The organism is Aquimarina sp. Aq107, assembly GCF_943733665.1.
Lineage (GTDB): Bacteria > Bacteroidota > Bacteroidia > Flavobacteriales > Flavobacteriaceae > Aquimarina.
In genome coordinates this window covers 3,586,893-3,599,911 of record NZ_OX030782.1, presented here as the reverse complement: position 1 = coordinate 3,599,911, position 13,019 = coordinate 3,586,893, and the positions used below count along the sequence as shown (strand labels likewise).

General features: G+C 30.7%; 11 protein-coding genes. 6 read left to right on the top strand and 5 right to left on the bottom strand.

Features of this window, described 5'->3' with window-relative positions:
• Positions 1-4 precede the first annotated feature (4 nt).
• Positions 5-712, bottom strand: coding sequence for a dipeptidase PepE (gene pepE, locus NMK29_RS15480; RefSeq protein WP_108802339.1), 708 nt, complete (start codon positions 710-712; stop codon positions 5-7).
• Positions 713-820: 108 nt separating this feature from the next.
• Here pepE and NMK29_RS15475 point away from each other — a divergent pair, with 108 nt between their 5' ends.
• From NMK29_RS15475 to NMK29_RS15450, 6 genes are all read left to right on the top strand, one after another.
• On the top strand, positions 821-1,609 hold the full coding sequence (locus NMK29_RS15475; RefSeq protein WP_108802340.1) for a carboxypeptidase-like regulatory domain-containing protein: 789 nt from the start codon (positions 821-823) through the stop codon (positions 1,607-1,609).
• A 117-nt stretch (positions 1,610-1,726) separates the two neighbouring features.
• Positions 1,727-2,488, top strand: coding sequence for a hypothetical protein (locus tag NMK29_RS15470; RefSeq protein WP_108802341.1), 762 nt, complete (start codon positions 1,727-1,729; stop codon positions 2,486-2,488).
• 83 nt (positions 2,489-2,571) lie between these two features.
• Positions 2,572-3,078, top strand: coding sequence for a DUF6702 family protein (locus NMK29_RS15465; RefSeq protein WP_108802342.1), 507 nt, complete (start codon positions 2,572-2,574; stop codon positions 3,076-3,078).
• Positions 3,079-3,139: 61 nt separating this feature from the next.
• Entirely contained in the window at positions 3,140-5,452 is a 2,313-nt protein-coding gene (locus NMK29_RS15460; protein WP_108802343.1) for a M1 family metallopeptidase, read from the top strand.
• Between the two features lie 88 nt (positions 5,453-5,540).
• A complete protein-coding gene (locus NMK29_RS15455) occupies positions 5,541-5,834 on the top strand; it encodes a twin-arginine translocase TatA/TatE family subunit (RefSeq protein ID WP_108802344.1) in 294 nt (97 codons plus the stop codon).
• A gap of 330 nt (positions 5,835-6,164) precedes the next feature.
• Entirely contained in the window at positions 6,165-7,658 is a 1,494-nt protein-coding gene (locus NMK29_RS15450; protein ID WP_108802345.1) for a S8/S53 family peptidase, read from the top strand.
• A 67-nt stretch (positions 7,659-7,725) separates the two neighbouring features.
• Here NMK29_RS15450 and NMK29_RS15445 read toward each other — a convergent pair whose 3' ends face one another.
• The 4 genes from NMK29_RS15445 to NMK29_RS15430 all read right to left on the bottom strand — a co-directional run bounded on the left by NMK29_RS15445 (position 7,726) and on the right by NMK29_RS15430 (position 12,849).
• Positions 7,726-8,367, bottom strand: a complete 642-nt coding sequence (locus NMK29_RS15445; protein WP_108802346.1) for an O-methyltransferase — start codon at positions 8,365-8,367, stop codon at positions 7,726-7,728.
• A gap of 143 nt (positions 8,368-8,510) precedes the next feature.
• Positions 8,511-8,729: a hypothetical protein gene (locus NMK29_RS15440; RefSeq protein ID WP_159092129.1), complete on the bottom strand. Its 219-nt coding sequence runs from the start codon at positions 8,727-8,729 to the stop codon at positions 8,511-8,513.
• Positions 8,730-8,819: 90 nt separating this feature from the next.
• Positions 8,820-10,007, bottom strand: coding sequence for a T9SS type A sorting domain-containing protein (locus NMK29_RS15435; RefSeq protein ID WP_108802348.1), 1,188 nt, complete (start codon positions 10,005-10,007; stop codon positions 8,820-8,822).
• 139 nt (positions 10,008-10,146) lie between these two features.
• Positions 10,147-12,849, bottom strand: coding sequence for a CHAT domain-containing protein (locus NMK29_RS15430; protein ID WP_108802349.1), 2,703 nt, complete (start codon positions 12,847-12,849; stop codon positions 10,147-10,149).
• Between the last annotated feature and the right edge of the window lie 170 nt (positions 12,850-13,019).

Here is a 13,019-nt window from a genome sequence, read left to right as displayed (position 1 = left end):
AAGTTTAATTTAATCCTAATAAAGAGTTGTCTGGTTTTATTTCATAGGGAGTTTTATTTTGTTCAAAAACTCTAGCAGAGAGTTCTCCCTTTAATTGAATATCATTTTCTCGAATTCTTAACCAACTTCCTTCTCTAAGTCCAACTACAGGTTGCGGATTTAATTTATGAAATTCTTTAATACGGGTTTCTCTAGTTTCTCCTTTATGTGTAGAGTTTGGATCAGGGTCTAAATAATGTGCATTTATGTTAAAAGGAATAATCCCTAGAGTTTTAAGACTTGGAGGGTGTACAATGGGCATATCATTTGTTGTCTGCATGGTAAGTCCACAGATATTACTTCCGGCACTGGTGCCCAGATAAGGAACACCTGTGTCGATTGCTTGCTTAAGAGGTTCTAGTACGTGGTTTCTATATAGTTGATCAACAAGTAAGAATGTATTTCCCCCACCAGTAAAAACTCCTTGTGTATTTTCGAACGCTTCCGCTATATTAGAAAACATGTGAATCCCAAGTATTCTTTTATTTATTTTCTTAAAAATATTATTAACTCCTATTGTATATTCATCTAGAGAGATTCCTCCTGGACGTGCATAGGGTATAAATAAAATTTGTTCAGAATCTTTGTAAAGTTCAATTAAAGTATCAAATAAATATTCTAACGGACCACTTCCATGTATTGTAGATGTACTCGCAATGACACAGTTTTGCATATAATTGTTTTTAGTAAAGGTAGTTTAACGTTTTCTTATAGAGAAATCTTCAAAACATATTGAAAAAATATAGTATCTTCAATACATACAAATTTAACCCAGCTAACTATGAAAATGAAATTATCCCTACTCTTTATATGTTTTACAATTAGTTTTTCTTTTGCTCAGATAACATCTAGAGTTATGATTGATGGTCGAGTAAGTGCCCCGATTGGTGATGATGTCGAGGGCGTTGTTGTCTATAACTTGACTACTAAAAAGGGGACTATTACAGATGATAAAGGTAATTTTAGGATAAGTGTTGGTACCAATGATAAAATAGAGGTAATAGCGATGCAATATCAAAAGTTTGTAGTATTAATTGATAAGGGTGTATTAAATAATAGGAGGTTGAACATTTTTTTGAATGAATCTGTTAATCTGCTAGATGAAGTTATTGTTACTCCATACGATCTGTTAGGTAATGTTTCTATTGACGTTAAAAAAATTGATGTTTCAGAGAGCGGATTAGATGATGTCGCTAGACTTACCTCGGATAGGATTAATGATACGGATTATGATTGGACAGCTGATGAATTATCTGAGTTAGAAAACAAAGTCTTTTTAGAAGATAGGATGATTTATGGACTAAACTTTGTGAATCTTTTTAAGATAGTTTTTAAGAATAAAGATAAAAATGAGGATAAGGTTCCGGCGGATATAGATGTTAAGGTTAGAAAAATGTACAATGATGAGTTTTTTAAAACAAATTTAGCTTTAGAAATGGACCAGATTAATGACTTTATCTTCTTTGCAGAAGAAAATGGATTAAATAAATCATATCTGGAGGAAGGGAACGAGTTAAATCTTCTTGAATTTTTAGTTTCTCAAAGTAAAGTTTATAAGGATCGTAAATAGTATTGATATAATCGCAACATTTTTTATGATTTTTCGTCTTTTGAATTAGTATGACGGAATTTTCAAGTTTATCTGTAAGAAAATAGATTGAATCTGGTCATAAAACTAATTCATTATATGACCAAAATTTTACCCATCTTCATATTTCTTTTTGTTTTAGTAAATAGCTTTGGACAATCTCAAAGACTAAAGGGAATTATCGTTGCTGATTCATTAGAGGGATTTGCCATAAATATTGTAAACTATACTAAGAAGATAGGAACTACCAATGATGACAAAGGTTATTTTGAAATTCCTGCATCAATTAATGATTCCATTATTTTTTCTTCTGTCCAATATGAAATAGTTTCTCTTATTGTAGGAGATTTTGATATAAATAACCAAGATTTTCGAATAAAACTAACTCCTGTTGTTAGAAAATTAGATCAGGTAAATGTTAGTGATGTTAATCTTTCAGGAAATATTGATAAAGACACGAAGGATATCGAAGTTAAACCTTTTGTAAACAATAAAAGTCTAGGACTTCCTTTCAGAGATATAAAACAACCTACCCAAGTAGAAAGAAGAATCTATACTGCAAAATCCGGAATTATAGATCGACCGATTAATTATCTAAATGGAACACTGAAAAAATTAAAAAAAATAAAAGCTATTCAAGATTTAGATAAACTAATTCATAGAGGCGAAACCTCATTCAGTGTTACATTTTTCACAAATGATTTAGGACTGCCAGAAGATCTAATCTCTGATTTCATGTATTATTGCGCAGAAGATAGTTATTTTGAAAACTTATTAGAAAACACTAAAAAATTATCATTATTAGAGTTTTTTCAGGTTAAATCAAAGTCCTATAAAGAGTTTAAAGAAATTGATGAATAATTTTCTTTTTATTTAATAAAACATTTTTGGCATAATATTTTATGTCAAAATAGTACATTTACCATCCTATAAATTATTTGAAATTGAAGAAATTATTAATTATTTTATCGGTATTTCTGGTCTCATTGAGTTCATTTACCGTCTTACATAAATTCTATGTTAGTGTAACACAAATAGAATATATAGAAGAACAAAAATCTTTGCAGATTATTTCTAGGATTTTTATCGATGATATTGAAGAAGTTCTTAAGAAAAGATATGATGAGACTATAGAGTTAGTTTCTGATAAACAAGAAGAAAAGGTAGATCAATATCTGACTACATATCTAAAACAAAAGCTGTCAATTACGGTAAACGGAGAGGAAGTCTTTTTTGATTTTATAGGAAAAGAATATGACAATGATTTAGTGTTGTGTTATCTGGAGGTAAAAAATATTGAATCTTTAAGAACAATAGTTGTTTCTAATCAAGTTTTAATGGACTTTTTTGATGATCAGCAGAATATTATACACGTTAAAAAACAAAAAAAACGTAAAAGCCTTATACTCGAAAAAGAAAAAGATCAAGGCATGTTAAAGTTTAGTGAATAAATCAGTAAACTTTTAAAAAACAACTATTTTGCAATTTATTACTTAACACAATTACACTCTAATGAAAAAAACACTTTTTATACTAACGGTGACGTTCTTTGTTTCTGGTTTAGGATTGTACGCTCAAAATGAAAAAAACAGCGAGGAAACTCGTGAATTGGGGCATACAAATCAGAATAAGTTTAAGCAAATGTATGATGAATTTGCTACACCAAATATGTATCGAACTGCTTCTGGAGCTCCAGGTTCTGCTTATTACCAACAACAAGCAGATTATAAAATGGACATTGAGCTTGATGATAAAAACAAAAAACTTACGGGTAAAGAAACTATTACGTATACTAATAATTCTCCTGATAATTTAGAATTTCTTTGGGTACAATTAGATCAGAATATGCGATCCAGAAAATCAAAAACACCATTAATTCAACCAACTGGGGTTGATGCAGCTGTTCAGGCAAATAGATTTGTAGGTAAATATTTAGGAGAGTCTTTTGATGGAGGATTTAATATCACGGCTGTTAAAGATACTTCGGGTAAACCTTTAGAATATACTATTAATGGAACAATGATGCGTGTAGAGATGCCTAAAGATTTAGCATCCGGTAGTAAATTTGTGTTTTCTATAGATTGGTGGTATAACATTAACGATCACGTTAATGGAAGAGGAAGATCGGGTTATGAAGAATTCGAAGATGGAAATAGAGCGTATGTTATCGCACAGTTTTATCCTAGAATGGCAGTGTATAATGATGTAGAAGGATGGCAGAATCACCAATTCTGGGGAAGAGGAGAGTTTGCACTTCCTTTTGGAGATTTTGATGTTAATATTACGGTACCAGCGGATCATATTTTAGATGCGACAGGAGTTTTGGTAAATAGAAAAGAGGTATTTACTAAAGAAATGATTAGTCGCTATGAAAAGGCTAAGAAATCATACGATAAACCAGTTCTTATTGTAACTCAGAAAGAAGCAGAGGCTAAAGAAAAAACATTTTCTGAAAGTAAAAAAACTTGGAAACTTAGTGCAAAAAATGTGAGAGATTTTGGGTTTGCTACTTCTAGAAGATTTATTTGGGATATGATGGCGGTAAAAATTGGAGGTAAAGATGTAATGGCAGTTTCCATGTATCCTAAAGAAGGGAATCCTTTATGGGAAGATTGGTCAACTAAAGCAGTAGCAAGTACATTAAAATCATATAGTAGAATGACTTTTGATTATCCATATCACAAAGCCATTTCTGTACACGCTAAGAATCAAGGGATGGAGTATCCTATGATTTGTTGGAATTATGGAAGACCTGATAAAGAAGGAAAGTTCAATGATCGTACTAAATTCGGAATGATGAGTGTTATAATACACGAGGTTGGACACAACTTTTTTCCAATGATTGTAAATAGTGATGAGCGTCAATGGACTTGGATGGATGAAGGTCTTAATACTTTTGTTCAGTATGTTGCAGAACAAGATTTTGGAGAATGGTATCCAGATGCAATAGCACCACTTAAAAAATATCCTTCTAGAAGAGGTCCTGCAGCTAAAATAGTTCCTTACATGAGCGGAGATCAGAGTTTTATTTCTCCTATTATGTCCCAGTCTAATAATATTTACCAGTTTGGTTCTAATGCATATTCTAAACCTGCTACTGGACTAAATATTCTTAGAGAAACTGTTATGGGTAGAGATCTTTTTGATTACTCTTTTAGAACATATTCACAAAGATGGATGTTTAAGCACCCAACACCAGAAGATTTCTTTAGAACTATGGAAGATGCATCTGCTGTAGATTTAGATTGGTTCTGGAGAGGATGGTTCTATACTACAGATTACACAGATATTGGTGTTAAAGATGTTAAGAAATATGTTGTTTCTAAAGAACCAAATCAAAGAACAAAGGATTTTGCAGCTGCACGAGGAGCTAAAATTGAAGATTTTGGGCCATTAGTATTTATGGTAGAAGAAGGTAGTGAGGAATATGAAAAAATCAAAAAGAACGGTAATATCATTGATAATGCTAAGACTTTAAAAGAATATTTGATTGATAATTTTTCTGTAGAAGAAAGAGAAGTTCTTAAAGAGCCAAAATATTTTTATGAAGTTACTTTTGAAAAACCAGGTGGTTTAGTGATGCCGTTAATAGTAGAGTATACTTATGAAGATGGTACTACAGAGACTATAACGTATCCAGCAGAGATTTGGAGAAAAAATGATGCTTCAGTTAAAAGAGCGATCGCTTCAGAAAAAGCGATTTCTAAAATTGTTGTAGATCCTAATCAAGAAACTGCGGATATTGATACTTCGAATAATAGCTGGCCTAAGAATAAAAAATTAGGAAAGTTTGATAAGTTTAAAAATAAGGTAAAAGGACAATAGTTAAAAAACCTTTAAATTATAGATTAAAGCCGTTCGTGATCACGAACGGCTTTTTTGTGTACATTATTGTAGCTATATTTGCACTAATATGATAGGATTACCTTTATTTATAAGCGGAACAGAAATTGCCTTTATAGTATTTATTTTGGTTATGGTTTTTGGGGCAGATAAGATACCTGAAATAGCAAGGGGTTTAGGTAAAGGTATGCGTATAGTAAAGGATGCTACTAATGATATCAAATCAGAAATTACCAAAAGTGCAGAAAAGCATGGAATCGATACAGATATTCCTTCTTCTATAACATCTGATATCAAGAAAGAAATTAATCAAGTTAAAAGTGATATCGAAGATGTTACTGGTCCAGTAAAACGTAAATTTTAATTTTACGATACCTTTTTTTAGTATTTCAATAAAAAACCTTCCTTTTTTATAACTAACTTTAAAAAAATCCTTTGTTTTTTAAGGTTACTTCATTCTGTAGTATTTTTCTGTAAAACCCTTATAAACATTGGTATTTAGAACCAGTTTTTAGTCTTATGCAAGCATAGGAACGTAATTATTTTTAAGATTCTTTCAATATAATGTGTCAATATTTAAATTTTATTTAATAAATTAGTACAGAAATTAACTAAATGATAATTATTTAATGTTTTTAAGGAAATAAAGATCTTAAAAGTCATTAACACACAAACTCATTAATCTTATACTAAAATGAAAAAAATTATTCCTCTAATTTTAGGGTTATTCCTTGTTGTATCTTGTTCAAAAAATAATCCTGAAGAAATTATTGAAGAGAATCTGGATTCTCAGAAAATTCTATCCATCGAAGAGATTAACTCCTTTATTGAGACACAGCTTAAGCAAAATGGTGATTTGGATTGGGCTAATGATGCATCAGCACATATGTTATATAGTGCAGTGATGCATGGAGGTGAAGTATTAACAATTGGTTTCGGAGAAAAAGGAGAAAGTTTTATTGAAGGGACAGAACGATCGTCTAGATTAAATACTATTGTAGAAGATATTTATGTTGCTGTTCAGAAGAGTGAAGGAGAAAAACGTTCTAATTTTCAAATTACAGAAGATGATTTATTGAATGTTTTAGATTTAAAAGTAACCAAATTGGAAACAATTGAAGAGTTACTTGCAATGGATAATATTCGTTATTTAGAACCTAATGGTTATGGGTTTTATTTACAGGAAGAAGTACAACAAAAATCTGCAGGTTGTTCTCAAAGTGGACAATCTATTAACAGTGCTGATTATAGCGTGATTTCTCCCAATGCGAGATTACCTTGGAATTATAAAAATCATAATATTGATGATGCTTGGAGTCTGAGTACTGGAGCAGGAATTACTGTTGGGCTTATAGATACTGGCTTGTCAGCTAACCAAAATCTTTTAGGAAATGGTTTTAATGATGGAGCTTCTAATGGAAGGTCTGTACAACGTTTCGGAACATTTATTGATTCTCCTTGGTGGTGGTCTAATAATGTTGATGGTCCGAACGATAAGTGTGGGCACGGAACTCAGATGGCTTCTGCCATTGCCTCACCACGTAATAATGATTTTATGCCAGTTGGTGTTGCATACAATTCTAATTTGGTAGCATATAGAGGAACAGAAGATGTTGTTTTAAACGATTATCACGAACGCAAAGGAGTGAGTAATGCATTAAAAGCATTAGGGAATAGAAGTGATGTTAAAATAATTTCGATGTCAGTAGGATATCCTTGGTCTATAGGAAATGTAAAAGATGCTGTTAAGTATGCGTACGGAAAAGGTAAAATGATCATGGCAGCCGGAGGAACATCTACTACTTTTACCAATTGGTATGGTGTTATATTTCCAGCAAGTATGAGTGAAACTGTTGCAGTAACAGGATTAAAAGATAATGGATATAATCGTTGTGATATTTGTCACGATGGTAGTAAAATTGATTTTACTATTATTATGCAAAGAGCTAGTAACACAAGTAGAACTGTACCAGTACTAGGATTTAATAATGGTTCACAATCTTATGTTGGCGGATCTTCTGTAGCAACAGCTATGACTGCTGGTATTGCGGCATTAGTTTGGTCACGTAATCCTAATATGTCTAGAGCGCAAGTATTGGATAAGTTAAAAAGAGCAGGAGAGTTTTATCCTAATCGAAATAGTAAATTTGGTTACGGTAATATCGACGCACTAAAAGCAGTGCAATAATTAATGAATTAGCAATTGTAGTTACTAATACATCTGAAAAGTGGGGTCTTTATAGATTCCACTTTTTTTATAATACTCTACTAATTGTTAATCCATCTCTAATAGGTAATAATACTGTTTCGATACGATTATCATCTACTAACATTTTATTATATGCTAACAGAGCTTTTGTAGAAAGATCATCTTTTTTTACATCTTCAATAACTTTACCGCTCCAAAGAACATTATCAGATAAAATAACGCCTCCAGGATTCATTTTGTCAATAATTATATCAAAATAAGTAGGATAGTTTGGTTTATCTGCATCGATAAAGACCAAATCAAATTTCATAGCTAAATTTGGAATAATCTCAGTAGCATTACCTATGTGTTGATGTATTTGATGACCATAAGGTGAAAGATCAAAATACTTTCGTTGGAAATCTTCCAATTCTTCATTAATATCTATGGTATGGAGTTCTCCATCTTTTTGCATTCCTTCGGCTATACATAAAGCCGAATAGCCTGTATAAGTTCCGATTTCTAAAATGTTTTTCGGATTAATTAACTTAGAGAGCATACTTAATACACGACCTTGGTATGGTCCACTTAACATACGAGGTTGCAATATTTTTTGGTAGGTCTCACGAGTTAATTGCTCCAATAACTCAGGTTCTTTTTCTGTATGGTTCACTACATATGTATCTAATGCTTCTGGAATGAAGTGCATAGGGTGTTATTTTTTTGCAAAGCTAAGGGTTTTGTATTGTTTTTAGAATGTAATTATTGCTGATTCTCGACTTTGGTTAGAGAATCAGCAATAAATAATAGGATTGTTTCTATATAGTTATATTAAGAATAGCTAAAGGAATATTACCAACAAGCACCTTGTCCATCATCACATTTTGATGAAATAGACTCAGCTGCCTCAGATGCACTTCCTGCTTGTTGTGTCCAATCAACATTTTGATTTTTACAAGTGCAGTTATACGTTTGATCAGCTCCGGCTAAACTTAATCCCCCAAAAATCCTTTTTTGATCATTCTTTTTTAATTTGTTTACACCTTCTAATTTTAACATGTTTTGTAACATAATATTTGATTTAATTGTTATGATTTCTCGATCATTTATAGACATTCGAGATTTCTGTCTCCTCTTCGCGAATGAGTTTTTTGTAAATTTTTATTTTAAATGAAATTTGATACTTTCTCTTTTAGAGCCACTTACAGAAACGAGTACATATATTCCGGATTTCCAAGATGAAGTATTGATCTTGTTTTCGACTCCTGTTGGAGCAAAAGTTTTTACCATTTTACCGGAAAGATCAAAAATATTAACAGTTAATATGTTCTGATAATCAGGTATCAAAGCAGTGATTTGAGCTTCCAGATTCTGGACAATAGTAGTAGAGGTAATATTCTGCCAGTTTTTTTCAGTTGTTTTTCCAAAGCTTCGATATGGTGGATTAATACCACCAGTTATAGTTTTTGCCTTAACGGAAGATTGCCCACAGGAATTTTGTGCCACTACATATAAAGTAGTTGCAGTAGTATTATTAGTATTACAAGCTACAGATATGCTATTGGAAATAGAATAACCCAAAAATTGGGATCCAGGTGCAAAATACCATTTGTATGATGTAGCACTAGGTTCTAAAGAAACACTATATAGTTTGAAGTCACCATAAGCACCCACATATGTTGGTCCGCTAATACTACTTATCGAAGAAGGTTTGGTTATCGTTTTGTTAAAGCTTACTGGATCGGATCTTCTACCACATGGGTTTTCTGCTATAACTGTTCCTGTAATAGTGCATACACCAGGATTTGCTTGAACTTGTATAGAACTACAAGTATTACAGCCTATTATAGCACCTCCTTGAATGTTCCAGATATATTTTGAAGCATTGGATGCAGATGTGGAGAATGTGTGCTTTTTAGGGAACGAACTAGATAGTCCATTCTGTACCGGATTTGGGATTCCAACAGGATCACCTTTTATGATGATTTGCTTGAATAAACTATTATCTTTTTGTGTAGAACTGCAAAGCGGATTACCATGAATTGTTCCACCAGAAGAACCGAAATTTCGTTGGTAATACTCATATTCTACCGTTAATAATGAGTTCAAATCCTGATTAGTAAGATTAATCCAATCTACATAAAAAGAGTATTCATCAAATGGATGTGGTCTATAGAATCCATTTCCGGATATAATAACATTTTCGATTTTAATCAAACATTCTACATTGTTGATTGTATATTTTTGAGTGACCGCACAAGTTGTTGATGCTCCAGATAAATAGGGTCTTTGAGCATAGGTGCTCATAGCAATAGATAATAAGAATAGAAGTAATAAACTTTTTTTCATAGCGTGTTTGTTTTAAAAAATTAATGTTTCTGAACATGGAACTAACCCTTTTTCGAAAGCAAGTGTGTATTTGCAATATTTTGCTTTATATGAAGTAGTTCAGGAAGAATAATTCTGTTACCCAGAAAAAAAAATATTTTTATTTTTTTTTGTAAAAAAGAAATATGAATAGAGAAGAAAGTAAGATTCCTATGAGTATGTACCAGATGTTTATTGAAGAATACATAGGATCTGGATCTCCAATTAAAATAAGTGAAGACCAGTAATAAGGAGAAGTTTCACTTAGTGAATGATTTTTTAGATATTCAAGTTTGGCTTGTCTAAGAGCCTCAGGTTTTGATTTTCCTTTTTTTAGATATGTGTAAAAGTTGGTAATTATTTTTTGAGTGGATTGATCATCTGCTTTCCATAAAGTAGAGACTACACTATTCGCTCCGGTATTAAAAAAACCACGAGCCAGACTCATGACTCCTTCTCCTTTTTGTAATTTTCCTATAGAAGTATTACAAGCACTTAAGGTTACAAGTTCTGCATTGTTTTTAGTACTATAAATGTCATTTAAAGTAATGTTTTTGGTACTAGTAGCGATCCAAGGAGTAATAGAATCATTAGCATTTGCGTGTGTAGAAAGATGAATGATTTTATAACTGGATAAAGAATTGATTAAGTTTTCATTAGAAGCCTCTTTTCGAAACAAAATATCACCCTTAAACTTTGTTGCAATTGTGTTTATTTCTTTAGAGCTATTAATTAGCGTTGATAGATTATTATAATCAATAGGGGCAAAACCTAAAAATTCTTTTTCATAAGCTCTTTTTAAGTCCTTATTTTGTTCAAGAAAAGATATAGAATAAGCATAACTTATATCGTAATCTTCAATTAAATATCTATTGTTTTCTTGTAGTAATCCTTCAAAAGGAATACTCAATAAATTGTCGTCAGGAATAAATATGATTTTCTTTCTTTCTTTTTTAAGTAATTTTTTAGGGAAAAGGTTTTTGTATAATTCCTTACTCACCTTCAGAAATTCTTTTTGCTCAGTTTTAGAAGAAAAAGGTTTTGATACAAGTAAATTATATTTACCTATATTTTTTTGAAGTAATGGAATATTTTGTATTTCAAATAGTTCTTGTTTGTTTTTTGAAATAATTAAACCATATCCTGATTGATCATTAAGAATGTAATGAACAAAGGATGTATTTGTTTTAGATGCTTTTTTGATTACATCCTTAAAAGGTAAAATAGTAGCCTTCTCCTTGTTTTGATAATATTTTGGATAGCTATATTGCAGAGAATCAATAAAGGATTTATATTGATTGTTAATATCAAAAAGCTCAAGCGAACGAGATTTATCCGTGTAATTTTTTGAAAGTGATTTGTTTTTGATGCTAGCCATTTTCTGTTTATAAGAAAGTTCTTTTCTTATAATGTTATCAGGAATATTAAAAAAAGTTTTAGAACGCTCTTTTGTTAGATCTTCTAATAATAAAAGTGACTTGTTCTTTTCTAGGTAGTGATATGCCAATTTAGTATCATTAAGTAGATAACAAACTTTTACCAGATTTATATAAATATCTGATGCTAATCCTCTCCAAAACAATTTAGACTCCTGATGTGTGCTCTTTAATTTTATAAGATCGATTAATTGATCTGCCTGCTTTAAATGTAAAAAAGTTTTCTTTAGTAGTTCTTTAGAATCTTTAACTTCAAATTGTTTGATTTTGGTGATTGCCATGTTTTTTAAAACTTGGATACCTAAGTTGTTGTTAATTAATTTGATACTGTTTTCATCAGAAATTTTTGATATTTTTTGGTCTATTTTTAATTTATTTAAAGAAAGATTTAAGTAATTATATGCAAGGTCATATTTTTCCTGATCTAGATATGCTAATCCTAATGAATATAGATTTTGAGCATTTAGTATATTGTCATTATGAGAATATGAAAGTGCTTTTGTAAAATAAAATAATGCAGAATCATTATCTATATCTCGATATACATAACCTATGTTATTATTAATTAAAGAAATATTCCGATTTTGTTTTAACTCTTCGGCTATAGATAATGCTTTTTTGTAATAGGGTAAACTTGTACAGGGATGAAATAAGCTTTCATAATTATAAAGATTTCCAAGTCTTTCATTAATAAGATATTCATCATATAGGTTATATTCTATATATGGTTTTAAAGTATCTAATTCTTTTATACTCGTAATACCTTTTTTAGTGCTAGTGTCATCTAAAATATTTTGATAATTTTTTGATAACCAAAGCGTATTGTCGAATAGTTTTCGGTATCGTTTTTCTTTACGATATGCCACTGAGGCTTTAAGAAAATAGTTTGTGGCAGTATGATAATTTGCTTCTGCATGATAATTTTCTGCGATGTTTCTATAAATTTTACCTTGCCAATTTTTGGTTTCATTATTTTTTAAGATTTTAAGTAAAATTTTATTGGAACTGGTATAATCTTGGATTCCAGAATAAAAGCTAGCCAAAAGATTAAGGTTGTAAAGGTGAAATTTACTATTGTATGGTTTGTACGACTTATAAAAATTAATTGCTTTTTTTGTTTGTAATATACCCTCTTCATAATGTTCATTTTGGTATAACCATCGCGAAAAACCAGTCAAATCAAGTCCATATTGCTTCTCATTTTTATCAATAATAAGTTTTTCGAGAAGAGTACGGAAATGTTTTATTTTATCTAGGTCGGTATATGTTTTATTATTCTCAATTTGATAATATGAATCCGAAGGTCTATTTTGAGCATTAATACCCATTAAAGTAAGAATAAGAGCAAATAAAATGATGTGTTTTCTATTACAATGAATTTTCAACATTTTAAACGCTCTTATTAAGTTAGATTATGGAATATTTTTAATGAAGAACTTGATCTGATTATTCAAAAGGATTGCTAGGTCGATTTAATGGAGGATTCGAAGATCCGTAACCTTGAATCTGTTTTTTCGTAACATCCATTAATATCACATTCCGAATTTTGAGAATTGTT